Genomic DNA, 26,508 nt, shown 5'->3' on the forward strand with positions numbered 1-26,508 from the left:
CGCCACCCTCCGTCCCACTGACTCGGTGAAAGGTGCCGCCTGTGACGCACGACCAGGCAAGCGACAAGGAACGAGACGAGGGAGGTTCGCTACCCGGATCGGAAGCGGGCCTCCCCGGCCGGGGGCGGCCCAGCACCGACCGGATCGTGTTCGGCGTCACCGCCGTTCTCACCCTGGCGTTCGTGACCTGGGGCGCCGCGGCCACCGACTCCCTCGAAGACGTCTCCAGCAGCATGCTCGGCGGCCTGATGCACAACGGCGGCTGGGCGTTCATGCTGGCCGCCTCCGGATTCGTCGTCTTCGCGCTGTGGCTCGCGGCCAGCCGCTACGGCCGCATCCACCTCGGCGCCGAGGGCGAGAAGCCCGAGTTCCGCACCGTGTCGTGGGTCGCGATGATGTTCAGCGCCGGCATGGGCATCGGCCTGATGTTCTACGGCGTGAGCGAACCGCTGTCGCACTACACGACCCCGCCGCCGGGCACCGACCCGGCCGACTCCGGTGACCGCATGGAGGTGGCCATGGCCACCACCCTGTTCCACTGGACGCTGCACCCGTGGGCGATCTACGCGGTGGTCGGACTCGCCATCGCGTACAGCACCTTCCGCCGGCGGCGCCGCCAGACCATCAGCGCCGTCTTCACGCCGCTCATCGGCAAGCGGCACGCGGGCGGCGTCGGCGGCCGGGTCATCGACATCCTGGCGATCGTCGCGACCGTCTTCGGCTCGGCGGCCTCCCTGGGGCTCGGCGCGCTGCAGATCGGCTCCGGTGTGCAGGAGCTGGACTGGATGGACAAGGTCAGCACCGGGCTGCTCGTCACCATCATCGCGGTGCTGACCCTGGCGTTCGTGGCGTCGGCCGTCTCCGGTGTGGAGAGGGGCATCCAGTGGCTGTCCAACATCAACATGGTGCTGGCGCTGATCCTCGCCCTGTTCGTGTTCGTGGCCGGTCCGACCATCATCGTCCTGGACCTGCTGCCGTCGTCCGTCTTCGCCTACCTCGGCGAACTGCCGGACCTCGCCGGGCGCACCGAGGCCAGCGGCGGTGAGGGCGTCGCCACCTGGCTGAGCAGTTGGACGGTCTTCTACTGGGCGTGGTGGATCTCCTGGACGCCCTTCGTCGGCATGTTCATCGCCCGCATCAGCCGGGGCCGTACGATCCGGCAGTTCATCGGCGGCGTCATCCTCGTGCCCAGCACGGTCAGCCTGGTCTGGTTCGCGGTCTTCGGCGGCTCGGCGATGAGGCTCCAGGAACAGGGCAGGCTCGGCGAGGAGGCCACGCCCGAGGGGCAGCTGTTCGCCGTGCTGCGCGACTACCCCGTCGCCACCGCCACGAGCCTGCTGGTGATGATCCTGGTCGGCATCTTCTTCGTCTCGGGCGCCGATGCCGCGTCCATCGTGATGGGCAGCCTGTCGCAGAAGGGCGCGCTCGAACCGGGCCGTCTGGTCGTGGTGTTCTGGGGTGTGGTCACCGGTGCCGTGGCGGCCATCATGCTGCTGGTCGGCAGCGGCCAGGGCGACGCGCTGCAAGGCCTGCAGAACCTGACCATCCTCGCGGCGGCGCCGTTCGTCGTGGTGATGATCCTGATGTGCGTCGCGCTGATGCGGGACCTGCGCCGGGACCCGCTCATCGTGCGCGGCGAAATGGCGGGCGAGGCCGTCGAGATGGCCGTCATCGAGGGTCACACGAAGTATGACGGCGAGTTCCAGATCCGGGTCGGACCGGGCCCCGGCACGGACGTGGAGGGCGACCCGATCGGCAAGCACTGACCGCTCGGCGCCGTACGGCTGTTCTGCGGGAGGCGGCCAGGTCCGCCGCCTCCCGCGCGCAGCCCCAGGCCACGGTGACGCCCGCGCCGCCGTGGCCGTAGTTGTGCACCAGCACCCGCCCGTCCGGCAGCGGTTCGCGGGCCAGCCGGACCGCGTCACGGGCCGGCCGGAGCCCCACCCGGTGCTCCAGCACCCGGGCGCCGGCGATCTCCGGTCGCAGCGCCGCGCACCGCCGCACGATCGCCTCGGCCACCGCCGGGTCGGGCTCCCGTGACCAGGCGTCCTCCTCGGCCGTGCCGCCCAGCACCAGCCGGCCCGGCTGCGGGAAGAAGTACGCCATCGCCCCGTCCGGGCCCGTGGACACCAGCCAGGTGCGGATCCCGGGGTTCTCCACCACGACCAACTGCCCGCGCACCGGACGCACCGACGGGTCCGGCACCAGCTCGCGGGCGCCGAGGCCCGTGCAGTTGACCACGACCGGCGCGTCGGCCTGAGCGAGGTCCGACACCGCGCGCTCCTCGACGATCCCGCCGGCCTTCACCAACCGCTCCCGCAGATAGGGGAGATGAACCGACATGTCGACAAGCGGCAGCCGCGCCCACAGCCCGTGACCGCCGTACTCCCCGGGCGTCGCCGCACGCAGCCCCGGCAGCCGGGCCGCGGCCCACGCGCCGACCTCGTCCAGGCCGGTCTCGCCCAGTACGCCTTCGGCCATCCGTACGCCGGTCGACGCCGGGTCGGCCGCCAACTCCTCGTACACGTCCAGGGAACGCAGCGCCCACGCGCGTGCCCGCGCCAGCGGCTCGATCCGGTAGGGCCACCACAGGGCGCCCGCGACCGCCGAGGTGGTCAGCTCGGCCGGCTCCCGCGTCCACACCCGCACCCGCCCGCCCCGCTCGGCGAGGACCACGGCCGTCGTCAGACCGATCACCCCGCCGCCGACCACGACGACGTCGCCATCCTGTTCGTATGCCACGCGGGGACGGTAGCGGAAGCGCCGCGCCGTGCTCACGTCGCCCCCGAGCCGGGGACACTCCCAGCACGTCTGCCGAGCACCTCGCCCTGCTGGGGCACGCTCACCGCGTACCGCCTCCACCGCCTGTACCGCAGCCACACCCACGAGGTCTTCGACGGCGCCCCGGGGACCGGCCGGCATCCGCTCGTCCGGCCCGCGAAGGCGGAGCGGGGCACGTCCTTCGTCGTGGCGCGCACGTGGGGAACCGTGCTGGTGGAAGCGGTGACGCCCACGGCGGAGGGCCGGAAAACCGGGACGCGGGCGGCGGGCCCCGGAGGCTAGGATCTGCGGTCTGATGACTGCCACCCTCGTCGCGAAGAACCTCGCCGCCGGCCACGGCGACCGCTCCCTGTTCACCGGCCTCGACCTCGTCGTCGCCCCGGGCGACGTGATCGGACTCGTCGGGGCCAACGGCGCGGGCAAGTCCACCCTGCTCAGCATGCTCGCCGGGCTCACCGCGCCCGAGCAGGGCGAGCTGCGGCTGTCCCCGCCGGCCGCGAGCGTGGGACACCTGCCGCAGGAACCGGAGCGCAGGCCCGGCGAGACGATCCGGGAGTTCCTGGCCCGCCGCACCGGAGTCGCCGAGGCCCAGCGCACCATGGACGAGGCGACGCAGGCCCTGGTCGACGGGGCGCCCGGCGCCGACGACGCGTACGCGACCGCCCTGGAGCGCTGGCTGGCCCTCGGCGGCGCCGACCTCGACGAACGCGCCGAGGAGGTCGCCGGCTCGCTCGGCCTCGCCGTCGACCTGGACCAGCCGATGACGTCCCTGTCCGGCGGACAGGCGGCCCGCGCCTCGCTCGCGTCCCTGCTGCTGTCCCGCTACGACGTCTTCCTGCTGGACGAGCCCACCAACGACCTCGACCTGGAAGGCCTGGAACGCCTGGAGCGCTTCGTCCGCGGCCTGCGCGCGGGCACCGTCGTCGTCAGCCACGACCGCGAGTTCCTCGCCCGCACCACCACCAAGGTCCTCGAACTCGACCTCGCCCAGCAGCGGATCACCCTCTACGGCGGCGGCTACGAGGCCTACCTGGAGGAGCGGGAGGTGGCCCGCCGGCACGCCCGGGAGGAGTTCGAGGAGTACGCCGACAAGAAGGCGGCCCTCCAGGACCGGGCGCAGATGCAGCGCTCCTGGATGGACAAGGGCGTGAAGAACGCCCGCCGCAAGGCCGGCAACGACAACGACAAGATCGGCCGCAAGTTCCGCAGCGAGGCCAGTGAGAAGCAGGCCGCGAAGGCCCGGCAGACCCAGCGCATGATCGAGCGGCTGGACGCCGTGGAGGAACCGCGCAAGGAGTGGGAGCTGCGCATGGAGATCGCGGCGGCCCCGCGCTCCGGCGCCGTCGTGGCCTCCCTGCGCGACGCCGAGGTGCGCCGCGGCGCGTTCACCCTCGGCCCGGTGACGCTGCAGATCGACTGGGCGGACCGGGTGGCCGTCACCGGGGCGAACGGCGCCGGGAAGTCGACGCTGCTCGCCGCGCTGCTCGGCCGCGTGCCGCTGGACGCCGGGCACGCCGCGCTCGGCTCCGGGGTCCTGGTCGGGGAGGTCGACCAGGCCCGCAAGCTGTTCCACGGCCACGAGGCGCTGCTCGACGCGTTCCGCGCGGCGGTCCCGGACACCGAACCGGTCGAGGTCCGCACGCTGCTCGCCAAGTTCGGCCTGAAGACGGACCATGTGCTGCGGCCCGCGGCGACGCAGCGCGTCCGCCATCGCGCTGTTGGCGGGCGGCGCCGCCTGACGCGACCCGCCGCCACCGCCACCGCCTCCTCCGCCGCGGCCCTGACGCTGCTGCGGCGGCCTGCCGCCCCGCTGCTGCTGACGCCCGCCGCCGCCCTGCCGCTCCTGCGGCGCGGCCTCGTCGTCCAGCCGCAGCGTCAGCGAGATCCGCTTGCGCGGGATGTCCACGTCGAGGACCTTCACCTTGACGATGTCACCGGGCTTCACCACGTCGCGCGGGTCCTTCACGAACGTCTTCGACATCGCGGAGACGTGCACCAGACCGTCCTGGTGGACGCCGACGTCCACGAACGCGCCGAACGCCGCCACGTTCGTCACGACGCCCTCCAGGATCATCCCGGCGGACAGGTCGGAGATCTTCTCGACGCCCTCCTTGAAGGTGGCCGTCCGGAACGCCGGACGCGGGTCGCGGCCCGGCTTCTCCAGCTCCTTGAGGATGTCGGTGACCGTCGGCAGACCGAACGTCTCGTCCACGAAGTCCTGCGGGCGCAGCGAGCGCAGCACCGCCGTGTTGCCGATGAGGGCCGCGACCTCCTGCCCGCTGGTCTTCACCATGCGCCGCACGACGGGGTACGCCTCGGGGTGCACGCTGGACGCGTCGAGCGGGTCGGTGCCGCCGCGGATGCGCAGGAAGCCCGCGCACTGCTCGTACGCCTTGGGGCCGAGCCGCGGCACCTTCTTCAGCTCGGCGCGGGACGTGAAGGGGCCGTTGGCGTCCCGGTGCGCCACGATGTTCTCGGCGAGGCCGGAGGTGATGCCGGAGACGCGGGACAGCAGCGGCGCCGACGCCGTGTTGACGTCCACGCCCACGCCGTTCACGCAGTCCTCCACCACCGCGTCCAGCGAGCGCGACAGCTTCACCTCGGACAGGTCGTGCTGGTACTGGCCGACGCCGATCGACTTCGGGTCGATCTTCACCAGTTCGGCCAGCGGGTCCTGGAGCCGGCGGGCGATCGACACGGCGCCGCGCAGCGAGACGTCCATGTCGGGCAGCTCCTGCGAGGCGAACGCGGACGCCGAGTACACCGAGGCGCCGGCCTCGGACACCATCACCTTGGTGAGCTTCAACTCCGGGTGCTTCGCGATGAGTTCACCGGCGAGCTTGTCGGTCTCGCGGGAGGCCGTGCCGTTGCCGATCGCGATCAGCTCGACCGCGTGTTCCCTGGCCAGCCGCGCGAGCTTGGCGATCGCCTCGTCCCACCGGTTCGTCGGGACGTGCGGGTGGATCACGTCCGTGGCCACGACCTTGCCGGTCGCGTCGACCACGGCGACCTTCACGCCCGTACGGAAGCCCGGGTCCAGGCCGAGCGTCGCGCGGGTGCCCGCCGGGGCGGCGAGCAGCAGGTCGCGCAGGTTCGCCGCGAACACGTTCACCGCCTCGTCCTCGGCGGCGGTGCGCAGCCTGAGGCGCAGGTCGATGCCGAGGTGCACCAGGACGCGGGTGCGCCAGGCCCAGCGGACCGTGTCCTTGAGCCACTTGTCGCCCGGCCGGCCGCGGTCGGCGATCCCGAAGCGGTGCGCGATCATCCCCTCGTACGACGACGGGCCGTCGGTGGGCTCCTCGGGCTCCAGGACGAGGTCGAGGACCTCCTCCTTCTCGCCGCGCAGCATCGCGAGGACCCGGTGCGAGGGCAGCTCGGTGAACGGCTCGGCGAAGTCGAAGTAGTCGGCGAACTTCGCGCCCGCCTCCTCCTTGCCCTCCCGCACCTTGGCGGCCAGCCGCCCGCGCACCCACATCCGCTCACGCAGTTCACCGATCAGGTCGGCGTCCTCCGAGAACTTCTCGGTGAGGATCGCGCGGGCCCCGTCGAGCGCGGCCTGCGCGTCCGCGACGCCCTTGCCGGCGTCGACGAACGCCGCCGCCGCGGCCTGCGGGTCGACCGTGGGGTCGGCCAGCAGGCCCTCGGCGAGCGGTTCGAGCCCGGCCTCGCGGGCGATCTGTGCCTTCGTCCGCCGCTTCGGCTTGAACGGCAGATAGATGTCCTCCAGGCGCGCCTTGGTCTCCGCGCCCCGGATGCGGGCCTCCAGGTCCTCGGTGAGCTTGCCCTGCTCGCGCACCGACTCCAGGATCGCCGTCCGGCGCTCCTCCAGCTCCCGCAGATAGCGCAGCCGCTCCTCGATCGTGCGCAGCTGCGCATCGTCGAGCATCTCGGTCGCTTCCTTGCGGTAGCGGGCGACGAAGGGCACCGTCGAACCGCCGTCGAGCAGTTCGACGGCGGCCCTGACCTGCCGCTCCCGTACGCCGAGTTCCTCGGCGATCCTGCCTTCGATGGACGCTGCTGCCGTGGATCCGATGGACCCGGGTGTCGTCACGATCCCGTACCGCCTTCTCACTGAGGTTGCGCGGCAATTGTGGCAGGTGACACCGACAGCGGGGGGACCAGGCGGCATCCGGCGAGGCGGGTGCCGGCGTCAGGCCCGGCGGCTCCTCGTCGAGGAGGAGGCGCCGCCGAACAGCCGGGCCAGGGCCCGGAAGGGCAGCGTGACGACGGTCGCGATGGCGCCGCCGATCTGGCGCAGGACGTCCGCTATGGCTCGCAGCACGAGTTTCCCCTTTCCTCTCCCGGCCGCTCCGGCCGGGAGGGACCGGGTACCTCAGCCCTTGCCGGTCATGCCTTCCGGGAAGGCGCCCGCGGCGAGCGCCGTCGTCAGCAGCCCGGTCGCGAGCTCCGTCAGCCGGGCCACACCCGCGGCGCCCAGGTGCTCGTAGGGCGCTCGGTCGAGCCGGTCGGTCTCCTCCTCGATGTCCCGGCGCAGCGCGGTGCCCGCCTCGGTCAGCTCCCCGTCGGCGGTCAGCAGTCCGCGCTCGCGCAGCCGGTCGCAGGCGGCCGACCAGTCCTCCCGGCGCCATCCGCGCGTGCCGAGGGCCCACTTGGGGGCCATGCCCTTGCCGGTGGCGGTGTGACTGACCAGCGCCTCCAGCGGGTCGAGTTCGGCGTCCAGCAGCACCGCGAGGTGGCCGTCGCCGCGGTGTTCGCGCAGCAGCGTCGCCGCGTGCCACAGGGCGAGGTGCGGTTCGCCGGGCACCGGCAGGTCGGCGTGCGCGGCGTACAGCGGGCGCGCCGTGCGCACACACGCCTCGGTGGCCCGCAGGGCGAGTTCGGCGGCCTCCGCCACGTCCTTGGAGCCGAGCGTGTCGGCGCCGAGCAGCCGGCGCAGCGTCGCGTCGACGGCACGCGTGCGTGCGGCGAGTACGTCCTCGGGGGACGCGGTACGCCACACCTCCGGCACGTGCCGGGCGACGAGTTCGTGGCTGAAGTTGTAGAAGGTCGCCGTCACCGTCCCGGCGCCCACCGCCCCCATCGCCGCCGCGCGCACCGCGAAGTACGCGGCACGCGCGTCGGTCACGCCGATCGCGGCGAGCTCCGTGCCGAGGTCGGGCGAGAAGTAGTGGGCGGAGTGCAGCGGGTTGAGGACGTTGTGGCAGCGGCGTCCCGCGCGGGGCGGCAGAGAGGAAGTCATGGCCGCAGGTTACCGACTGGTCGGTAGGTGCAGAAGGGCCCCGGCTGCGCCGATGTGCCCGGTGGGGCCGGTGGCGCGGGAGGTGCCGGGTGGGGCGGTGGCACCCGAGGTGCCTGGCGGGACTCGGTGGCGGCGGGAGTCTGGGTGGGGCCCGGTGGTGAGGGCCTGTCGGTCGATGGCAGAAAAGGTGGGAAGCTCGTCGTTGCGGCCGTCGCCGGGGCTGCCAACAATCGGTGACATGACCCGCCGAACCGTGCTCTTCCTCCTCTTCGACGACGTGCAGAGCCTCGACGTCACCGGCCCGCTCGAAGTCTTCGCGGGCGCGGAGAAGGGCGTCCCGGGCACCTACCGCATCCGCACGGCGTCCCTGGACGGCGGCCCCGTGCGCACCTCCGGCGGCCTGACGCTCGTACCGGACCAGACCTTCGCCGAGGCGGACGACCCGCACACCCTCGTCGTCCCCGGCGGCCAGGGCACCCGGGACCCCGACCCGCGTCTGACGGACTGGCTGCGCGAGCGCGGGCCGCGTGCGACGCGCCTGGTGTCGGTCTGCACCGGGGCGATCCTGCTGGCCCGCGCCGGGCTCCTGGACGGGCGCCGGGCGACGACCCACTGGGCGTACAGCGGCAAACTCGCCCGCGACCACCCGGCCATCGACGTCGACCCCGACCCCGTGTACGTGCGCGACGGCTCGGTGTCCACCTCCGCCGGGGTCACCGCGGGCATCGACCTGGCGCTCGCCCTCGTCGAGGAGGACCTGGGCCGCGAGGCCGCCCTCACCATCGCCCGCCACCTCGTGGTCTTCCTGCGCCGGCCCGGCAACCAGGCCCAGTTCAGCGCCCAGCTCGCCGCCCAGACGGCACAGCGCGAACCGCTGCGCGAGGTCCAGCAGTGGATCACCGAACACCCGGACGCCGACCTGAGCATCGACGCGCTCGCCGCCCGCGCCCGGCTCTCCCCGCGCCACTTCGCCCGCGCCTTCCAGGCCGAGACCGGCATGACCCCCGGCCGCTACGTCGACCGGGTCCGGCTCGAACACGCCCGCCGCCTGCTGGAGGACACGGCCGACGGCGTCGAGGAGATCTCCCGCGCCGCCGGCTACGGCACCCCGGAAGCCATGCGCCGCGCCTTCGTCCGCACCCTCGGGACGGCACCCGCCGAGTACCGGCGGCGCTTCCGCCCCGCACCCACGCCCTGAGCGGCCCCCTCGAAAGGAAACGCCGTGCAGATCGCCGTCGTCCTCTACGACCGCTTCACCGCCCTCGACGCCGTCGGCCCCTACGAGACCCTCGGCCGCCTCCTGGACGCCGAGACCGTCTGCGTCGCCGAACGGCCCGGCCCGGTCCGCACCGACATGGGCAGCCTCGCCCTCACCGCCGACCGGAGCCTCGCCGACGTGCCGGGCCCCGACGTCGTGGTGGTCCCCGGCGGGCCCGGCCAGCAGGCCCAGATGGAGAACGAGGTCCTGCTGGACTGGCTGCGCGCCGCCGACGCCACCAGCACCTGGACGACCTCCGTGTGCACCGGCTCGCTGCTGCTGGCCGCCGCGGGACTGCTGCGGGGCCGCCGGGCCACGTCCCACTGGCTGGCCACCGAGCAACTAGGCCCGTTCGGCGCCGAGGCCACGGGGGAGCGGGTCGTCTTCGACGGCAAGTACGTCACCGCGGCGGGCGTCTCCTCCGGCATCGACATGGGCCTCGCCCTGCTGGGCCGGATCGCCGGCGACGACTACGCCCAGGCCGTCCAGCTGGCCACGGAGTACGACCCGCAGCCGCCGCACGACGCCGGTTCCCCGCGAAAGGCGCCCGCGCACCTGGTGGAGATGTTCCGCGCGACCCCGGGGATGGTGCTCGACCAGCCGACCGGAGACGGGACGTCCCTCAGGACACGGTCCACGTGAAGTTCGGCTGCCTGCGCTCCAGGAACGCGGCGACCCCCTCCGCGGTGTCCTTGCCGCCGCGCGCCTGCTCCGCCCAGTGGGCGTCCCGGTCGGTGCGGCCGTCCGCGAACTCCTTCGCCGCGGCCTGGGTCAGCTGCGAGCGCGAGACGAGGGTCCGGGTGAACTCGTCCACGCGCGCGTCGAGTTCCCCGCCCGGCAGCACCTCGTCCACCAGACCCGTGCGCAGCGCCCGCCCGGCGTCGATCAACTCACCCGAGAACAGCAGGTACTTCGCCGTGGCCGGCCCGACCAGGGAGACCAGCCGGCGGGTGGACGACGCCGGATAGACGATGCCCAGCTTGGCGGGCGTCACCCCGAACAGCGCGTCCTGCGCGGCGAACCGCAGGTCGCAGGCCGCCGCCAGCTGGGACCCGCCGCCCACGCAGTGCCCGCGGATCGCGGCCAGCGTCGGCTTCGGGAACGCGGCGAGCGCCTCCTCGGCCCGCACGGCGAGCCCCTGCGCCTCCTCCGGCGAGTTCCGCAGCGTCGAGATGTCGGCGCCCGCGCAGAACGTGCCGCCGTCGCCCGTGAGCACCAGCGCCCGCACGGCGGGATCGGCGGCGAGCCTGTCGAGCAGCGGTGGCAGCGCCCGCCACATCGCGGCCGTCATGGCGTTCCGCTTCGCGGGGTGGGAGATGACGACCGTGGCCACCGAGTCGGTGACGCCGTGGTGCAGCTGCGGCTCCATGCGCCGGATGCTATCCGGCCCGTCCGGACGGCCGATCAAGAAGGGGTGGTGGCTGGGCCGTGTCCGCGAGGCGGCGCCGGCCGCGGGCCCCGCGCGGCCGGGCGAACGCGGACGGTCGCACGTCATGCCGGGCAGAAGCGGCAAGTGCGCCGCACTGAGCGGACGTGACTGTTACGCACCGCCGGGCAACGGGGACTCAAGGGGGAGGGGGCCGAAGGGGGCCGAACCGAGGAGGCGCAGATGGTGCAGTCCAGGAGGTCCACGGGCGAGGCGGCGAAACTGAGCCGGGGCTTCGGCTGGCTCGCCGCGCTCGGTGTGGTCCTGGTCCTCGCGGGTCTGGTCGGTCTCGTCTACACCGGCGTCGCCACACTGACGTCCATGCTGCTGTTCGGCTGGCTGCTGCTGATCGGCGGACTCGTCGGCCTGCTGCACGCGGTGCAGGCGCGCGGCACCAACTTCTTCTGGCTCGGCGTGGTGGTCGCCGCGCTCAACATCGCGGCCGGCGTCGTGATCCTCCGCAGGCCGGAGGCGGCGGCCGAGGCGCTGACCATGTTCGCGGCGCTGCTGTTCCTCACCGGTGGGGTGTTCCGGCTGGCCGGCAGCCTGGTGGTGCGCGGCCCGCAGTTCGGCTGGACGCTCGTGCAGGGCGCCTTCGGCCTGCTGCTGGGCATCCTGGTGCTGGTCGACTGGCCGAGCAGCAGCCAGTACGTCATCGGCACGTTCTTCTCGCTCGGCCTGCTCTTCGACGGCCTGGGCCTGATCGCCACCGGGTACGGCGGGCGCCGGATCGTGGGCATGGTCTCCGGCCGGCTGGCCGACGAGGAGGCGGCGCGTGGGCGTGCCCACGGGACGCGGAACGAAACGGGTGAGTCCACAGCCAAACCCGTACAACCCGAATAGTTCGCCAACACGGCACAACCGGGAAGAGACCGGTCATCGGTCCGGCCCGGTCGGACAAAGACGGTCGGAAGTGTCCGATAGTCGCTGACTTCTGGTCAGGTATACGGGGCGGAGCGGGTCGTTACCAACACTCGACATGTGGTGACAATCGAGCGCGAGGGTGGCGACCGGACGATGGAGAACCACGGGCGCGGGCCCGGTCCACGCCCAGAGGGCACAGGCGTACCGGTCGACGGGAGACCCCCCGGCCCACTGCCGTACGAAGGGGTCTGGCGGTTCACCGCTCCGGCCGTCGACGCCTCGGTCCCGCAGGCCCGGCACGCCGTGCGCGACCTGCTCCAGCGTCAGGGGGTGCCCGTGGCGGACGACGTCGTCCAGGGCCTGCTGCTGATCGTCTCGGAGCTGGTCACGAACGCCGTCAGGCACGCGGCGCTGCTGTCGCCGATGCTCGCCGTGGAGGTCGCCGTCGGCGCGGAGTGGATCAGGGTGTCCGTGGAGGACAACCACCCCTACCGTCCCACGGCCCTGGAGGCCGACCACGGCCGGACCGGCGGCCGCGGGCTTCTGCTGGTGCGCGAGATCACCAGGGAGGCGGGCGGGGTGTGCGACGTCGAGCACACGGCGAGCGGCGGCAAGGTGATCTGGGCCGCCCTGCCGCTCAAGCCCGAGCGACTGCCGTAACGGGCCTCACCAGCCGGCGGACGGGCCCGTCAGCTCCCTGATCGCGGGGCGGGCGGCGTCCAGCACCGTCATGAACCAGGCGGAGAACGTGTCCTTCGCGTGCCGGTCCATCAGCTCGGCCGGGGTGACGAAGGCGGTGTCGCCGATCTCCTCCGCGTCCGGACGCAGCGGGGACTGCACCAGACCGACGAACAGGTGGTTGTACTCCTGCTCCACCAGGCCCGAGGCGGGGTCCGGGTGGTTGTAGCGGACCGTGCCGGCCTCCGCGAGCAGCGACGGGGAGACGCCGAGCTCCTCGAACGTGCGCCGCGCCGCCGCCGCGAAGGGGGCCTCGCCCGGGTAGGGGTGGCCGCAGCAGGTGTTCGACCACACGCCGGGGGAGTGGTACTTGCCGAGCGCCCGCTGCTGGAGCAGCAGCCGGCCGCGCTCGTCGAACAGGAACACCGAGAACGCGCGGTGCAGCCGCCCCGGCGCCCGGTGGGCGTCGAGCTTCTCGGCGGTGCCGATCGTCACACCGTTCTCGTCGACCAGTTCCAGCAGAATCGCGTCAGCGGTGCCGTTCGACGTGCTGTGCGTCGCGGTGGCAGGTGTGGTCGGCATACCCATCCTTCACATCGGTCGTCGCGCCCAGTGTGCCGTACGCATCCGGCACTCCCGGCAATTCCTGACGGCGCCCGCGAGTCCCGAGCGCCAGTCGACGATCATGCCCGGGATGCCTCGCGGAAATGCGTCCGGACCGGGGTCGCGGGGTGAACGCCACCGGCGCGCGCCCGACGCGAGTGCCACCCCCTGACGCCCCCGGGCGCCACGAGTGCGCTACCGGAGCGCCCGCCCCGGACACGGCCTAGTGGCAGAGCCGCGCCTCGTGCTCGGCGTGCCCGCTCGGCTCCAGCTGGAAGGTGCAGTGCTCCACGTCGAAGTGGTCGCCCAGGCAGCCCTGCAGTTCGTGCAGCATCTTCTCGTGGCCCAGCGCGGTCAGGACGTCCCCGCGCACCACCACGTGCGCCGACAGCACCGGCATCCCCGAGGTGATCGTCCAGGCGTGCAGGTCGTGGACGTCCTCGACACCGTCCAGCGCCAGGATGTGGGCCCGCACGTCCGCCATGTCGACCCCCTTCGGCGCCGCCTCCAGCAGGATGTCCACGGTCTCCCGCAGCAGCTTCCAGGTGCGCGGCACGATCATCAGCCCGATCACCAGCGAGGCGATCGGGTCGGCGGCCTGCCAGCCGGTGGTCAGGATCACCAGCGCCGAGACGATCACCGCGACCGAGCCCAGCGCGTCCGCCGCCACTTCAAGGAAGGCGCCCCGTACGTTCAGGCTCTCCTTCTGGCCCCGCATCAGCAGCACCAGCGACACCGAGTTCGCCGCCAGGCCGATCAGACCGAACACCACGGTCAGCCCGCCCTCGGTGCCGGCCGGTGTGACGAACCGTTCGATCGCCTCGTACAGGACGTAACCGCCGACGCCGAGCAGCAGCAGGCAGTTGGCGAGCGCGGCGAGGATCTCGGCACGCGCGTACCCGAAGGTGCGGTTGCCGGTCGGCGGCCGGTTCGCGAAGTGCACCGCCAGCAGCGCCATGCCGAGGCCCACGGCGTCCGTCGCCATGTGCGCCGCGTCCGCGACCAGGGCGAGCGAGTCGGCGAGCACCCCGCCGACGATCTCCACGACCATCACGCCGAGCGTGATCGCCAGCGCGACGCGCAGCCTCCCGCGGTACGCCGCGGTCGCCGTGGCGCCCGCCGGTACCCCGTGCGCGTGCCCGTGATCGTGCCCAGCCCCCATGGCAGCAGTCCTCCTGTGTTCCGCCCGGCTCACAGTGAACAACGGGCGGGGGGTATCGGGCAACGCGGCACTGAACACCGTTGTCATGTGCCCTGACCTGCGTAAACGGTGCGCAGGTCAGACCGCTGGGGGCCGTCGGCGGCACGCGGTGGCGCGGGCCCCGGATGCCCGTGACGGGCGCCTTCCGGCCCCACCGCGGCGCAATGTCCTCGATGCCCGGGTCTGGGGTCCGTGGTTTGTGGGGCGGGCGCCGGATCACCGATGATGATCGCCGCGGAGGCGAGCAGACCGTGTCGACCGAACCGTTAACGGCCGGTGAACACGGGCTTCCGGTCATCCGATAGCCTCTGCCGACATGCCGCCCGGGAGCCACCGGCACGGGCGCCCCCATCATGCACACCACCGGCGCGGACGTGCCGGCATCCAGGGAGTGAGTAACGGTTGTCGACCGCCATCCTCACCGGCCGGCCGGTACCCGGGTCGTCGATCGAGGCCGACCTGCGGTCCCTCGGCTTCGACGTCCGGACCGCTGCCGACGCCGCTACCGCCGAGACCCTGCTCGCCCAGGTGCCCGGTGACGAACGCGTCGCCGTGGTCGACACCCGCTTCATAGGACACGAGCACGCCCTGCGCCTCGGCCTGACCGACCCCCGCTTCCCGCTCGCCGCGATTCCCGGCGCCGTCGCCGCCCAGCCGGCCGGCCGCCAGGCGCTGACCCGCGCGATGGCCCGGGAGAACTCCGCGGACGGCGGCCCCACCCTCGTCGGCAGCCTCGCCGACCGCGTCGCCGCCGCCCTGGAGGCCGACGGCGCCGCCGTGCACCGCCCCGAACTCGGCAGCCTCGTCGCCGCCGTCCCGGCCGACCCGCAGGCCCGCGAGGAGACCCGGCAGGCCGTCGCCGCCGTCGACGACGAGGCCGTCCGCCTGAAGTCGGCCGTCAAGGCCCGGGACGGCTTCTTCACCACCTTCTGCATCAGCCCGTACTCCCGCTACCTCGCCCGCTGGTGCGCGCGCCGCGGGCTGACCCCCAACCAGGTCACCACCGCCTCGCTGCTCACCGCGCTGATCGCGGCGGCCTGCGCGGCGACCGGCACCCGCGGCGGCTTCGTCGCCGCCGGCGTGCTGCTCATCGCCTCGTTCGTGCTTGACTGCACCGACGGCCAGCTCGCCCGCTACTCCCTCCAGTACTCCACGCTCGGCGCCTGGCTCGACGCGACCTTCGACCGCGCCAAGGAGTACGCCTACTACGCCGGCCTCGCCCTCGGCGCGGCCCGCGGCGGCGACGACGTGTGGGCCCTCGCCCTCGGCGCGATGGTCCTGCAGACCTGCCGGCACATCGTGGACTTCGCCTTCCACGAGGCGCACGTCGTAGGCACTGACGCCACCGCCAACACCAGCCCCACCGCCGCCCTCTCCGACAAGCTCGACAGCATCGGCTGGACGGTCTGGCTGCGCCGCATGATCGTGCTGCCCATCGGCGAGCGCTGGGCGCTGATCGCCGTCCTCACGGCCGTCACCACCCCGCGCATCACCCTCTGCGTGCTGCTCCTCGGCTGCGCCTTCGCGGCGGCGTACACCACGGCGGGCCGCGTGCTGCGCTCCGTCACGCGCCGGGCCCGCCGCACCGACCGCGCCGCCCGGGCACTGGCCGACCTCGCCGACACCGGACCGCTCGGCGAAGGGCTCGCGCACGCGCTGCGCGGCCCCGCCGCCCGCCTGCCCGGCTTCGCCGCCCCGGCGCTCGCCCTGCTCGGCGGCCTCGCGGTGACCGCCACGGCCCTGTTCACCGACTTCGGCGGGCCGTGGCCCGTCGCCGGCGCCCTCGTGTACGTCGTGACCTCGGCGCTCGCCGTGGCCCGCCCCCTCAAGGGCGCCCTCGACTGGCTCGTCCCCCCGGTCTTCCGCGCCGCCGAGTACGGCACGGTGCTGGCGCTCGCCGCGCGCGCGGAGGTGAACGGAGCCCTTCCTGCGGCTTTCGGGCTGGTGGCGGCCGTCGCCTACCATCACTACGACACGGTGTACCGCATCCGCGGCGACGCGGGGGCACCTCCGCGCCTGCTGGTGCGGGTCATCGGGGGGCACGAGGGCCGCACGTCGGCCGTCGCCGTCCTGGCGGCCCTGCTCACCGCCTCCCAGTTCACGGTCGCGCTCACGGTGCTCGCCGTGGCCGTGGCCCTCGTGGTGCTCGTCGAGAGCATCCGCTTCTGGGTCGCCTCCCACCTCGGGGGCGCACCCGCCGTACACGACGAAGGAGAACCCGCATGATCGGCCTCGTGCTGGCGGCAGGCGCCGGACGGCGTCTGCGCCCCTACACCGACAGCCTTCCCAAGGCACTGGTGCCGGTGGGGCCCGCGGGCATAGAGGGTGAGCCCACGGTCCTGGACCTGACCCTCGGAAACTTCGCCGAGATCGGCCTGACCGAGGTCGCGATCATCGTCGGCTACCGCAAGGAGGCCGTGTACGCGCGCAAGGAGGCCCTGGAGCAGAAGTACGGCCTCAAGCTCACCCTCATCGACAACGACAAGGCCGAGGAGTGGAACAACGCCTACTCCCTGTGGTGCGGCCGTGACGCCCTCAAGGACGGCGTGATCCTCGCCAACGGCGACACCGTCCACCCGGTCTCCGTCGAGAAGACGCTGCTCGCCGCCCGCGGCGACGGCAAGAAGATCATCCTCGCCCTCGACACGGTGAAGTCGCTGGCCGACGAGGAGATGAAGGTCGTCGTCGACCCCGCCAAGGGCATGACGAAGATCACCAAGCTGATGGACCCGGCCGAGGCCACCGGTGAGTACATCGGCGTCACCCTCATCGAGGGCGACGCGGCCCCCGAGCTCGCCGACGCGCTGCGCACCGTCTGGGAGAAGGACCCGCAGCAGTTCTACGAGCACGGCTACCAGGAGCTCGTCAACCGCGGCTTCCGCATCGACGTGGCGCCGATCGGCGACGTCGAGTGGGTCGAGATCGACAACCACGACGACCTCGCCCGGGGACGGGAGATCGCGTGCCTCTACTGACCCGCCTCATCCCGGCCCCGGTCGTCGTCGACATCCGCCCGGGTGCCCTCGACGACCTCGGCTGCGTGCTGGCCGACGAGCGCGTCTCGCACTCCGGCAAGCTGGCCGTGGCCGTCAGCGGCGGCTCCGGCGCGCGGCTGCGCGAGCGGATCTCCCCGCTGCTGCCCGGCGCCACCTGGTACGAGGTCGGCGGCGGCACGCTGGACGACGCGATCCGGCTGGCCGGCGACATGAAGGCCGGCCACTACGACGCGGTCGTCGGACTCGGCGGCGGCAAGATCATCGACTGCGCCAAGTTCGCCGCGGCCCGCGTCGGCCTGCCGCTGGTCGCCGTGCCGACCAACCTCGCGCACGACGGCCTGTGCTCCCCGGTCGCCACCCTCGACAACGACGCAGGCCGCGGCTCGTACGGCGTGCCGAACCCGATCGCGGTCGTCATCGACCTCGACGTCATCCGCGAGGCCCCGGTCCGCTACGTGCGCGCCGGCATCGGCGACGCGATCTCCAACGTCTCCGCGATCGCGGACTGGGAGCTCGCCAACCGCGTCAACGGCGAGAAGATCGACGGTCTCGCCGCCGCGATGGCCCGCCAGGCCGGCGAGGCGGTGCTGCGGCACCCCGGCGGCATCGGGGAGAACGACTTCCTCCAGGTGCTGGCCGAGGCGCTGGTGCTCAGCGGCATCGCCATGTCCGTGTCGGGCGACTCCCGCCCGTCCTCCGGGGCCTGCCACGAGATCAACCACGCCTTCGACCTGCTGTTCCCCAAGCGTGCCGCCGCCCACGGCGAGCAGTGCGGACTGGGCGCCGCCTTCGCGATGTACCTGCGGGGCGCGCACGAGGAGTCGGCGCACATGGCCGAGGTGCTGCGCCGGCACGGACTGCCGGTGCTGCCGGACGAGATCGGCTTCACGACGGACGAGTTCGTCCAGGTCGTGGAGTTCGCACCGCAGACCCGGCCCGGCCGCTTCACCATCCTCGAACACCTCGACCTGCAAACCGACCAGATCAAGGACATCTACGCCGACTATGTCAAGGCCATCGGTAGCTGAACTCCGTCCGGTCGTGCACCCCGCGGGGGTGAAGGACCGGCGCAGCGGTGAGCACTGGATGGGACGCCTCTACATGCGCGAGGTGTCCCTGCGGGTGGACCGCTACCTGGTGAACACCAGGGTCACGCCCAACCAGCTCACGTACCTGATGACCGTCTTCGGCGTGCTCGCGGCCCCGGCCCTGCTGGTGCCGGGGATCGCGGGCGCCGTCCTCGGCGTCGTCTGCGTCCAGCTCTACCTGCTGCTGGACTGCGTCGACGGCGAGGTCGCCCGCTGGAAGAAGCAGTACTCGCTCAGCGGCGTCTACCTGGACCGCGTCGGCGCCTACCTCACCGACGCCGCGGTCCTCGTCGGCCTCGGCCTGCGCGCCGCCGACCTGTGGGGCAGCGGCCGTGTCGACTGGCTGTGGGCGTTCCTCGGCACCCTGGCCGCCCTCGGCGCCATCCTGATCAAGGCCGAGACCGACCTGGTCGGCGTCGCCCGCCACCAGGCCGGGAAGCCGCCGGTCCAGGAGGCCGCTGCCGAGATGCGGTCCTCCGGCATGGCGCTGGCCCGCCGGGCCGCCGCCGCGCTCAAGTTCCACCGGCTGATCCTCGGCATCGAGGCGTCCCTGCTGATCCTGGTCCTGGCGATCGTCGACCAGGCCCGCGGCGACCTGTTCTTCACCCGGCTCGGCGTCGCGGTGCTGGCCGCCGTCGCGCTGCTGCAGACCCTGCTGCACCTCGTCTCCATCCTCGCGTCGAGCAGGCTGAAGTGAGCGGCATGAAGGTCGGCGCGGTCATCATCACCATGGGCAACCGCCCCGACGAGCTCCGTGCCCTCCTCGACTCGGTCGCCAAGCAGGACGGCGACCCGGTCCAGGTGGTCGTCGTCGGCAACGGCTCACCGGTGCCCGACGTCCCGGGCGACGTCCGCACGATCGAACTGCCCGAGAACCTCGGCATCCCCGGCGGCCGCAACGTCGGCATCGAGGCCTTCGGCGCGGGCGGCCGGGACGTCGACATCCTGCTCTTCCTGGACGACGACGGCCTGCTCGCCAGGACCGACACCGCCGAGCTGTGCCGGGAGGCGTTCGCCGCCGACCCCGAGCTCGGCATCATCAGCTTCCGCATCGCCGACCCGGACACCGGCGTCACCCAGCGCCGCCACGTGCCCCGGCTGCGCGCCTCCGACCCGATGCGCTCCTCCCGGGTGACCACCTTCCTCGGCGGCGCGAACGCGGTCCGCACCCGGGTGTTCGCCGACGTCGGCGCCCTGCCGGACGCATTCTTCTACGCGCACGAGGAAACCGACCTGGCATGGCGGGCCCTCGACGCGGGCTGGATGATCGACTACCGGTCCGACATGGTGCTGTACCACCCCACGACCGCGCCCTCCCGGCACGCGGTCTACCACCGCATGGTCGCCCGCAACCGCGTCTGGCTGGCCCGCCGGAACCTTCCCGCGCTCCTCGTCCCCGTCTACCTCGGCGCCTGGCTGCTGCTCACCCTGCTGCGCCGGCCCTCGCGCCCGGCCCTGAGGGCGTGGTTCGGTGGATTCCGGGAAGGCTGGTCGACCCCGTGCGGGCCCCGCCGTCCCATGAAGTGGCGTACGGTGTGGCGGCTGACCCGACTGGGCCGGCCTCCTGTGATCTGACAAGCTCGTTCCTGAGGGCATCCGGGCCGCACCGAGGCCCCGGAGCCATGCCATGCCCGCACAGGCTGCGCATCTCGAAGACGAAAGTTTCCACTAGTGAGTGAGACAACGCACGACGGCGGAATCGCGGTGAGCGCGCCTCCGTCGCCCGACGAGGGCCTCCCGGCGGCGCAGCTCGCCGCGAAGTACGGGCTGACCGTGAGCGGCGCCCGGCCTTCCCTGCGCGAGTACGTCCGTCAGCTCTGGGGGCGGCGGCACTTCATCCTCGCTTTCTCCCAGGCGAAGCTGACCGCCCAGTACAGCCAGGCCAGGCTGGGTCAGCTCTGGCAGGTGGCGACCCCGCTGCTGAACGCGGCCGTGTACTTCTTCATCTTCGGTCTGCTGCTCGGCGCCCGCCGGGGCATCCCGCACGACATCTACGTCCCGTTCCTGGTGACGGGCGTGTTCGTGTTCACGTTCACGCAGAGCTCGGTCCTCGCGGGCGTGCGCGCCATCTCCGGCAACCTGGGACTGGTGCGGGCCCTGCACTTCCCGAGGGCCTCGCTGCCCATCTCCTTCGCGCTGCAGCAGCTCCAGCAGCTGCTCTTCTCGATGATCGTGCTCGTCGTGATCATGGTGGCGTTCGGCAGCCTGCCCGACCTGTCCTGGCTGCTGGTCGTGCCCGCGCTGCTGCTGCAGTTCGTCTTCAACACCGGGCTCGCGCTGCTGTTCGCGCGGATGGGCAGCAAGACGCCCGATCTGGCCCAGCTGATGCCGTTCGTGCTGCGTACCTGGATGTACGCCTCGGGCGTGATGTTCAGCATCCCGGCGATGCTCGCCGACAAGGACGTGCCGAGCTGGGTCTCCGACGTCCTGCAGTGGAACCCGGCCGCGATCTACATGGACCTGGTCCGCTTCGCGATGATCGACGGCTACGGCTCCTCGTACCTGCCCCCGCACGTGTGGGCGTTCGCGGCGGGCTGGGCGCTGCTGGCCGGTGTCTTCGGCTTCGTGTACTTCTGGAAGGCGGAGGAGAGGTACGGCCGTGGCTGATCAGCACACCGAGGCGCGGGTCCCGACCGTCATCGCGGACGACCTGCACATCGTCTACCGCGTCAACGGCACCAAGTCCGGCAAGGGCAGTGCCACCGCCGCTCTCAGCCGCATCCTGAAGAAGGGCGAGGAACGGGGCGTGCGCAAGGTGCACGCCGTGCGGGGCGTCTCCTTCGTCGCCTACCGGGGCGAGGCCATCGGCCTGATCGGCTCCAACGGCTCCGGCAAGTCGACGCTGCTGCGCGCCATCGCCGGTCTGCTCCCCGCCGAGGCGGGCAAGGTCTACACCGACGGCCAGCCCTCGCTGCTCGGTGTGAACGCGGCCCTGATGAACGACCTGACGGGCGAACGGAACGTCATATTGGGCGGGCTCGCCATGGGGATGTCCCGCGAGGAGATCAAGGAGCGCTACCAGGAGATCGTCGACTTCTCGGGCATCAACGAGAAGGGCGACTTCATCACCCTGCCGATGCGCACCTACTCCTCCGGCATGGCCGCCCGGCTCCGCTTCTCCATCGCCGCCGCGAAGGACCACGACGTCCTGATGATCGACGAGGCGCTGGCCACCGGCGACCGCAAGTTCCAGAAGCGCTCCGAGGCGCGCATCCGCGAGCTGCGCAAGGAAGCCGGCACGGTGTTCCTGGTCAGCCACAACAACAAGTCGATCCGGGACACCTGCGACCGCGTCCTGTGGCTGGAGCGCGGCGAACTGCGCATGGACGGCCCTACGGACGAGGTCCTCAAGGAGTACGAGAAGTTCACCGGCAAGTAGCCGGCTCCCGGCGGGCCCTGCCGGAACCGTCCGGCGGGGCCCCGCGTCTGCAAAGGAAGCGTCAACTCCGGCTGCACCGAGGAAGCTTGGGGCCAATCGGTGTGTTGTTGTGATGCGCCGGACACCCCCGCGGGCCGCTGTGCGCTGTACAACGTAAGCTGTACCGGTCCCCTAAACGCGGCAAGTGGGGCGATAACGCCCGACACCTTCCGTAAGGGCCACCGTGCGGGAGTCCGGGCGGCGTGTCCGAAATAGTGTGTATTAGGTCGGCAGTGTAGAACGGGAGATGTGACGGCAATGGTTACGGAAACTCCCCAGCTCCGGGACGCGTGTGCCGTCCGCGCCCAGGGCGTCCGGCGGTGACGGTGACCGGTGCGGCGCGCGTCCGCGACCCGGAGCGCGGCACGCTCGACAAGGCCGCGGGTGAGAACTTCCCCGTCGCCCCCTTCTTCCTGCCCCGGGCCTGGCGCACCGACCTCATGGCCGTCTACGGATTCGCCCGCCTGGTCGACGACATCGGTGACGGCGACCTCGCCCCCGGCGGCGCCGACGCCCGCCTCCTCGGCGTCGGCCCGGAGCAGGCCGAGGACCGGCTGCTGCTGCTCGACGCCTTCGAGGCCGACCTTCACCGGGTGTTCGAGTCGACGCCCCGTCACCCGCTGCTGCGCCGCCTCCGGCCGACGGTCCTTCGCCACGCGCTCACCCCCGAGCCGTTCCTCGGCCTGATCGCCGCCAACCGGCAGGACCAGCTCGTCAAGCGCTACGAGACCTACGACGACCTCCTCGCCTACTGCGAACTGTCGGCCAACCCGGTCGGCCGGCTGGTCCTCGCCGTCACCGGCACCGCGACACCCGAGCGGATCCGCCGCTCCGACGCCATCTGCACGGCCCTGCAGGTCGTGGAGCACCTCCAGGACGTCGCCGAGGACCTCGGGCGCGACCGCGTCTATCTGCCCGCCTCGGACATGAAGCGCTTCCACGTCCAGGAGACGGACCTCGCCGCGAGGACCGCGAGTGCGTCGGTGCGCGCCCTGGTCGCCCACGAGGCAGCGCGCGCCCGCGCCCTCCTGGACGAGGGCATGCCCCTGGTGGGCAGCGTCCACGGCAGGCTGAGGCTGCTGCTCGCCGGATTCGTGGCGGGAGGACGCGCGGCCCTGAAGGCGATCGCCGCCGCCGACCACGACGTACTTCCCGGCCCGCCCAAGTCCGGCAAGCTCCGGTTGCTGCGCGAGGTGGGGCTGACCCTGCGAGGAGAGGGGTGATCCGGACCGTGGAGGCCGCACCGCACGTGTCCGCACCGGTACTCGCCGCCTACCGCTACTGCGAGGCCGTCACCGGGCAGCAGGCCCGTAACTTCGCCTACGGCATCCGGCTCCTGCCGACGCCGCAGCGCCGCGCGATGTCGGCGCTGTACGCGTTCTCGCGCCGGGTGGACGACATCGGCGACGGGGCGCTCGACGGCGACGTGAAGATCGCCCGGCTGGAGGACACCCGGGCCCTGCTCACCCGGGTCCGCGAGGGCCGGGTCGACGAGGACGACACCGACCCGGTCGCGGTCGCCCTCACCCACGCGGCCGAGCAGTTCCCGATCCCGCTCGGCGGCCTGGACGAGCTCATCGACGGCGTCCTGATGGACGTGCGCGGCGAGACCTACGAGACCTGGGACGACCTGAAGGTCTACTGCCGCTGCGTGGCGGGCGCCATCGGACGCCTCTCGCTCGGCGTGTTCGGCACCGAACCGGGCGCGCGCGGCGCCGAGCGCGCACCCGAGTACGCCGACACGCTCGGCCTCGCGCTGCAGCTCACCAACATCCTCCGGGACGTCCGCGAGGACGCCGAGGGCGGACGCACCTATCTGCCCGCCGACGACCTCGCCAAGTTCGGCTGCTCGGCCGGGTTCAGCGGCCCGACGCCGCCGAAGGGTTCCGACTTCGCGGGCCTCGTGCACTTCGAAGTGCGGCGCGCCCGCGCCCTGTTCGCCGAGGGCTACCGCCTGCTGCCGATGCTCGACCGGCGCAGCGGCGCCTGCGTCGCCGCCATGGCCGGCATCTACCGCCGGCTGCTGGACCGCATCGAGCGCGACCCGGAGGCCGTGCTGCGCGGCCGGGTCTCGCTGCCCGGCCGCGAGAAGGCGTACGTCGCCGTGCGCGGACTGTCCGGGCTCGACGCCCGCCACGTGTCCCGGCAGACCGTCAGGAGGCGCGTCTGATGGGCGCAGGGAAGGAACCGGTCACCGCAGGCCCCACCGGGCGAAAACGGCGGGCAACCCTCCGGTGGCGGTCCGCGTCCCTGACTGAGACGGTCGGTCGTGCACCGTTCCAGCACGGCCGCCGCGCAGGGGAGGCTGCACGATGACCGACGGCACCCGGCCTCACGCACCGCACGCGCAGACCCCGGCCCGCGCCGGGGGCCACGCCGTCGTGGTCGGCGGAGGGCTGGCCGGCGTCACCGCCGCGCTCGCGCTCGCCGACGCGGGCGTGCGCGTCACCCTGCTGGAGGGCAGGCCGCGGCTGGGCGGGCTCGCCTTCTCCTTCCGGCGCGGAGAGCTGACCGTCGACAACGGCCAGCACGTGTACCTGCGCTGCTGCACCGCCTACCGCTGGTTCCTCGACCGGATCGACGCGGCGGCGCTCGCCCCGCTGCAGGACCGCCTGGACGTGCCCGTCCTCGACGTCGCGAAGCCCGCGGGGCGGCGGCTCGGCAGACTGCGCCGCGACGTGCTGCCCGTCCCGCTCCACCTGGGGCGCAGCCTCACCACGTTCCCGCACCTGTCGCTCGCCGACCGCGCCCGCGTGGGCCGGGCCGCCCTCGCGCTCAAGGGACTCGACCCCGCCGATCCGGCCCTGGACTCCCAGGACTTCGGCAGCTGGCTGACCGCGCACGGCCAGTCGGCGCGCGCCGTCGAGGCCCTGTGGGACCTGGTCGGCGTCGCCACCCTCAACGCGGTCGCGGCCGACGCCTCGCTGGGGCTCGCCGCGATGGTGTTCAAGACCGGCCTGCTGTCCGACCCGGGCGCCGCCGACATCGGCTGGGCCCGCGTCCCGCTGGGCGAACTGCACGACCGGCTGGCCCGCAGGGCCCTCGACTCCGCGGGCGTCCGCACCGAGACCCGTACCCGCGTCACCTCCGTCTCGGCGAACGGCGACGGCGGCTGGGACGTCCGGGTTCCCGGCGAGACCGTCGAGGCGGACGCCGTCGTGCTCGCCGTACCGCAGCGCGAGGCGTACGACCTGCTGCCCGCGGGCGCGCTCGACGCCCCCGAACGGCTGCTGGACATCGGCACGGCGCCGATCCTCAACGTGCACGTCGTCTACGACCGGCAGGTCCTCACCAGTCCGTTCTTCGCGGCGCTCGGCACCCCCGTGCAGTGGGTCTTCGACCGCACCGACGCGTCCGGGCTGAAGGACGGCCAGTACCTGGCGGTGTCCCAGTCCGCCGCGCAGGACGAGATCGACCAGCCCGTGGCGGTGCTGCGCGAGCGCTACCTGCCCGAGCTGGAGCGGCTGCTGCCCCTCGCGCGCGGCGCCCGCGTGCGGGACTTCTTCGTCACCCGGGAGCGCACCGCCACCTTCGCTCCCACCCCCGGCGTCGGACGTCTGCGGCCCGGCGCCCGCACCAAGTCACCCGGCCTGTACCTGGCCGGAGCGTGGACCGCCACTGGGTGGCCCGCGACCATGGAGAGTGCGGTCCGCAGCGGAGTGGGCGCGGCGGACGCCGCGCTGCGCGCCCTGGGACGGCCCCGCCCGCGTCGTCTCTTCGCGTTCGAGGAGGCGGCCTGATGCCCGGCAGGCACGGCACGGCGGGACCCCGCACCCCCGGTACCGCAACAAGAGGAGAGACAGTGCCCACAGCGCCCCCGGCCTCCACGGCCGCCCGACGGACCACGGTGGACGTGACCGCGCTCCTGGAGCGCGGCCGGACCCTGGCCACACCGGTGCTGCGGGCCGCCGTCGACCGGCTGGCGCCGCCCATGGACACGGTCGCGGCCTACCATTTCGGCTGGATCGACGCCGAGGGCAGGCCCGCGGACGGCGACGGCGGCAAGGCCGTGCGCCCCGCCCTCGCGGTGCTCTCCGCCGAGGTCACCGGCGCCCCGCCGCAGACGGGCGTGCCCGGCGCCGTCGCCGTGGAACTGATCCACAACTTCTCGCTGCTGCACGACGACCTGATGGACGGCGACGAACAGCGCCGGCACCGCGACACCGTGTGGAAGGTGCACGGCCCCGCCCAGGCCATCCTGGTCGGCGACGCCCTGTTCGCCCTGGCCAACGAGGTGCTGCTGGAGGTCGGCACCGTCGAGGCCGGCCGCGCCGCACGGCGCCTGGCCGCCGCCACCCGCGCCCTGATCGACGGTCAGGCGCAGGACATCTCCTACGAGCACCGCGACCGGGTCAGCGTCGAGGAGTGCCTGGAGATGGAGGGCAACAAGACCGGCGCCCTGCTCGCCTGCGCCAGCTCCGTCGGCGCCGTGCTCGGCGGCGCGGACGACCGCACCGCCGACGCCCTGGAGAGGTACGGCTACCACCTGGGTCTCGCCTTCCAGGCGATCGACGACCTCCTCGGCATCTGGGGCGACCCGGTTACCACCGGCAAGCAGGCCTGGAGCGACCTGCGCCAGCGCAAGAAGTCCCTGCCCGTGGTCGCCGCGCTGGAGGCGGACGGCGCCGCCGCCGAGCAGCTCGGCGAGATGCTCGCCGCCGACGCCAAGAGCAGCGACTTCGCGAACTTCTCCGAGGAGGAGTTCGCAGCCCGCGCCGACCTCATCGAGCGGGCCGGCGGCCGTGAGTGGACGGCCGAGGAAGCCCGTCGTCAGCACACCATCGCCATCGAAGCACTCGACGCCGTCGACATGCCCGACCCGGTCCGGGAGCAGTTCACGGCGCTCGCCGACTTCGTCGTCGTACGAAAGAGATGATCACTATCGGTCGAATAGCCCTCGCGTAGTCGCCGGCCGGTGTTGCGAGGAGAGCGGCACCGGCCGACGGCGGACCCACAGCAGACGCACGACTTGCAGCACTGCACGAAGGGGAAGCC

Annotated in this window: 23 protein-coding genes and 2 pseudogenes; 18 read left to right on the plus strand and 7 right to left on the minus strand. The window is 72.8% G+C overall.

Features of this window, described 5'->3' with window-relative positions:
• Positions 1-41 precede the first annotated feature (41 nt).
• Complete coding sequence (locus tag QC282_RS04875) at positions 42-1,766, plus strand: BCCT family transporter (RefSeq protein ID WP_279547927.1); 1,725 nt, start codon at positions 42-44, stop codon at positions 1,764-1,766.
• On the opposite strand, the gene QC282_RS04880 is transcribed toward QC282_RS04875, so the two are convergent.
• Complete coding sequence (locus QC282_RS04880) at positions 1,669-2,742, minus strand: FAD-dependent oxidoreductase (RefSeq protein WP_279547928.1); 1,074 nt, start codon at positions 2,740-2,742, stop codon at positions 1,669-1,671. The genes QC282_RS04875 and QC282_RS04880 overlap by 98 nt on opposite strands.
• Positions 2,743-3,076: 334 nt before the next feature.
• Between QC282_RS04880 and QC282_RS04890 the strand changes: the two are divergent.
• Positions 3,077-4,471 (plus strand): annotated as a pseudogene (locus QC282_RS04890) (ABC-F family ATP-binding cassette domain-containing protein); the annotation flags it as partial.
• Here QC282_RS04890 and QC282_RS04895 read toward each other — a convergent pair.
• The 3 genes and pseudogenes from QC282_RS04895 to QC282_RS04905 all read right to left on the minus strand — a co-directional run.
• Positions 4,466-6,832 (minus strand): annotated as a pseudogene (locus QC282_RS04895) (Tex family protein); the annotation flags it as partial. The pseudogenes QC282_RS04890 and QC282_RS04895 overlap by 6 nt on opposite strands.
• Positions 6,833-6,931: 99 nt before the next feature.
• Positions 6,932-7,063, minus strand: a complete 132-nt coding sequence (locus QC282_RS04900; RefSeq protein ID WP_279547929.1) for an LPFR motif small protein — start codon at positions 7,061-7,063, stop codon at positions 6,932-6,934.
• Positions 7,064-7,114: 51 nt separating this feature from the next.
• Positions 7,115-7,981, minus strand: coding sequence for a hypothetical protein (locus tag QC282_RS04905; RefSeq protein WP_279547930.1), 867 nt, complete (start codon positions 7,979-7,981; stop codon positions 7,115-7,117).
• A 238-nt stretch (positions 7,982-8,219) separates the two neighbouring features.
• Here QC282_RS04905 and QC282_RS04910 point away from each other — a divergent pair, with 238 nt between their 5' ends.
• Complete coding sequence (locus QC282_RS04910; protein ID WP_279547931.1) at positions 8,220-9,179, plus strand: GlxA family transcriptional regulator; 960 nt, start codon at positions 8,220-8,222, stop codon at positions 9,177-9,179.
• Positions 9,180-9,203: 24 nt separating this feature from the next.
• Positions 9,204-9,881 carry a DJ-1/PfpI family protein gene (locus tag QC282_RS04915; RefSeq protein ID WP_279547932.1) on the plus strand — a complete coding sequence of 226 codons (678 nt, stop codon included), beginning with the start codon at positions 9,204-9,206 and terminating at the stop codon, positions 9,879-9,881.
• Here QC282_RS04915 and QC282_RS04920 read toward each other — a convergent pair.
• Positions 9,862-10,608 carry an enoyl-CoA hydratase/isomerase family protein gene (locus tag QC282_RS04920; RefSeq protein ID WP_279547933.1) on the minus strand — a complete coding sequence of 249 codons (747 nt, stop codon included), beginning with the start codon at positions 10,606-10,608 and terminating at the stop codon, positions 9,862-9,864. The genes QC282_RS04915 and QC282_RS04920 overlap by 20 nt on opposite strands.
• A gap of 240 nt (positions 10,609-10,848) precedes the next feature.
• Between QC282_RS04920 and QC282_RS04925 the strand changes: the two genes are divergently transcribed.
• Together QC282_RS04925 and QC282_RS04930 are read left to right on the plus strand one after the other, a co-directional pair.
• Positions 10,849-11,508, plus strand: a complete 660-nt coding sequence (locus QC282_RS04925) for an HdeD family acid-resistance protein (protein ID WP_279547934.1) — start codon at positions 10,849-10,851, stop codon at positions 11,506-11,508.
• 174 nt (positions 11,509-11,682) lie between these two features.
• Positions 11,683-12,189 carry an ATP-binding protein gene (locus QC282_RS04930; RefSeq protein WP_279547994.1) on the plus strand — a complete coding sequence of 169 codons (507 nt, stop codon included), beginning with the start codon at positions 11,683-11,685 and terminating at the stop codon, positions 12,187-12,189.
• Between the two features lie 6 nt (positions 12,190-12,195).
• Here the strand turns inward: QC282_RS04930 and idi are convergent, their stop codons facing one another.
• Both idi and QC282_RS04940 read right to left on the minus strand, forming a co-directional pair.
• Positions 12,196-12,789, minus strand: coding sequence for an isopentenyl-diphosphate Delta-isomerase (gene idi, locus QC282_RS04935; protein WP_279547935.1), 594 nt, complete (start codon positions 12,787-12,789; stop codon positions 12,196-12,198).
• Positions 12,790-13,033: 244 nt separating this feature from the next.
• Positions 13,034-13,972: a cation diffusion facilitator family transporter gene (locus tag QC282_RS04940; protein ID WP_279547936.1), complete on the minus strand. Its 939-nt coding sequence runs from the start codon at positions 13,970-13,972 to the stop codon at positions 13,034-13,036.
• A gap of 441 nt (positions 13,973-14,413) precedes the next feature.
• Between QC282_RS04940 and QC282_RS04945 the strand changes: the two genes are divergently transcribed.
• From QC282_RS04945 to QC282_RS05000, 12 genes are all read left to right on the plus strand, one after another.
• Positions 14,414-16,237 carry a DUF5941 domain-containing protein gene (locus QC282_RS04945; RefSeq protein WP_279547937.1) on the plus strand — a complete coding sequence of 608 codons (1,824 nt, stop codon included), beginning with the start codon at positions 14,414-14,416 and terminating at the stop codon, positions 16,235-16,237.
• Positions 16,234-16,986, plus strand: a complete 753-nt coding sequence (locus tag QC282_RS04950; RefSeq protein ID WP_279547938.1) for a phosphocholine cytidylyltransferase family protein — start codon at positions 16,234-16,236, stop codon at positions 16,984-16,986. Before QC282_RS04945 ends, QC282_RS04950 begins: the two co-directional genes overlap by 4 nt.
• Positions 16,974-18,035, plus strand: coding sequence for an iron-containing alcohol dehydrogenase family protein (locus QC282_RS04955; protein ID WP_279547939.1), 1,062 nt, complete (start codon positions 16,974-16,976; stop codon positions 18,033-18,035). The genes QC282_RS04950 and QC282_RS04955 overlap by 13 nt, the downstream gene beginning before the upstream one ends.
• Positions 18,013-18,792, plus strand: coding sequence for a CDP-alcohol phosphatidyltransferase family protein (locus QC282_RS04960; protein WP_279547940.1), 780 nt, complete (start codon positions 18,013-18,015; stop codon positions 18,790-18,792). The genes QC282_RS04955 and QC282_RS04960 overlap by 23 nt, the downstream gene beginning before the upstream one ends.
• Positions 18,793-18,797: 5 nt before the next feature.
• Positions 18,798-19,670 carry a glycosyltransferase family 2 protein gene (locus QC282_RS04965; protein ID WP_279547995.1) on the plus strand — a complete coding sequence of 291 codons (873 nt, stop codon included), beginning with the start codon at positions 18,798-18,800 and terminating at the stop codon, positions 19,668-19,670.
• Between the two features lie 96 nt (positions 19,671-19,766).
• Positions 19,767-20,702, plus strand: coding sequence for an ABC transporter permease (locus QC282_RS04970; protein WP_279547941.1), 936 nt, complete (start codon positions 19,767-19,769; stop codon positions 20,700-20,702).
• Entirely contained in the window at positions 20,695-21,474 is a 780-nt protein-coding gene (locus QC282_RS04975) for an ABC transporter ATP-binding protein (protein ID WP_279547942.1), read from the plus strand. The genes QC282_RS04970 and QC282_RS04975 overlap by 8 nt, the downstream gene beginning before the upstream one ends.
• 359 nt (positions 21,475-21,833) lie before the next feature.
• Complete coding sequence (hpnC, locus tag QC282_RS04980; protein WP_279547943.1) at positions 21,834-22,736, plus strand: squalene synthase HpnC; 903 nt, start codon at positions 21,834-21,836, stop codon at positions 22,734-22,736.
• Entirely contained in the window at positions 22,733-23,683 is a 951-nt protein-coding gene (gene hpnD, locus QC282_RS04985) for a presqualene diphosphate synthase HpnD (RefSeq protein WP_279547944.1), read from the plus strand. The genes hpnC and hpnD overlap by 4 nt, the downstream gene beginning before the upstream one ends.
• The gene (locus QC282_RS04990; RefSeq protein WP_279547945.1) at positions 23,683-23,829 is read left to right on the plus strand and encodes a DUF6380 family protein; all 147 of its coding nucleotides are present in this window, start codon (positions 23,683-23,685) and stop codon (positions 23,827-23,829) included. The genes hpnD and QC282_RS04990 overlap by 1 nt, the downstream gene beginning before the upstream one ends.
• Positions 23,826-25,253, plus strand: coding sequence for a hydroxysqualene dehydroxylase HpnE (gene hpnE, locus QC282_RS04995; RefSeq protein WP_279547946.1), 1,428 nt, complete (start codon positions 23,826-23,828; stop codon positions 25,251-25,253). Before QC282_RS04990 ends, hpnE begins: the two co-directional genes overlap by 4 nt.
• Positions 25,253-26,389, plus strand: coding sequence for a polyprenyl synthetase family protein (locus QC282_RS05000; RefSeq protein ID WP_279547947.1), 1,137 nt, complete (start codon positions 25,253-25,255; stop codon positions 26,387-26,389). Before hpnE ends, QC282_RS05000 begins: the two co-directional genes overlap by 1 nt.
• Positions 26,390-26,508 lie beyond the last annotated feature (119 nt).

It is taken from the genome of Streptomyces sp. DH24, assembly GCF_029813775.1.
Taxonomy (GTDB): Bacteria; Actinomycetota; Actinomycetes; order Streptomycetales; family Streptomycetaceae; genus Streptomyces.

Bases quoted from the DNA above. Each gene is read 5' to 3' on its own strand.
- QC282_RS04905 (WP_279547930.1), bottom strand. From the start codon at position 7,981: ATGACTTCCTCTCTGCCGCCCCGCGCGGGACGCCGCTGCCACAACGTC.
- QC282_RS04910 (WP_279547931.1), top strand. From the start codon at position 8,220: ATGACCCGCCGAACCGTGCTCTTCCTCCTCTTCGACGACGTGCAGAGC.
- QC282_RS04920 (WP_279547933.1), bottom strand. From the start codon at position 10,608: ATGGAGCCGCAGCTGCACCACGGCGTCACCGACTCGGTGGCCACGGTC.
- QC282_RS04925 (WP_279547934.1), top strand. From the start codon at position 10,849: ATGGTGCAGTCCAGGAGGTCCACGGGCGAGGCGGCGAAACTGAGCCGG.
- QC282_RS04930 (WP_279547994.1), top strand. From the start codon at position 11,683: ATGGAGAACCACGGGCGCGGGCCCGGTCCACGCCCAGAGGGCACAGGC.
- idi (WP_279547935.1), bottom strand. From the start codon at position 12,789: ATGCCGACCACACCTGCCACCGCGACGCACAGCACGTCGAACGGCACC.
- QC282_RS04940 (WP_279547936.1), bottom strand. From the start codon at position 13,972: ATGGGGGCTGGGCACGATCACGGGCACGCGCACGGGGTACCGGCGGGC.
- QC282_RS04950 (WP_279547938.1), top strand. From the start codon at position 16,234: ATGATCGGCCTCGTGCTGGCGGCAGGCGCCGGACGGCGTCTGCGCCCC.
- QC282_RS04960 (WP_279547940.1), top strand. From the start codon at position 18,013: ATGTCAAGGCCATCGGTAGCTGAACTCCGTCCGGTCGTGCACCCCGCG.
- QC282_RS04965 (WP_279547995.1), top strand. From the start codon at position 18,798: ATGAAGGTCGGCGCGGTCATCATCACCATGGGCAACCGCCCCGACGAG.
- QC282_RS04990 (WP_279547945.1), top strand. From the start codon at position 23,683: ATGGGCGCAGGGAAGGAACCGGTCACCGCAGGCCCCACCGGGCGAAAA.
- hpnE (WP_279547946.1), top strand. From the start codon at position 23,826: ATGACCGACGGCACCCGGCCTCACGCACCGCACGCGCAGACCCCGGCC.
- QC282_RS05000 (WP_279547947.1), top strand. From the start codon at position 25,253: ATGCCCGGCAGGCACGGCACGGCGGGACCCCGCACCCCCGGTACCGCA.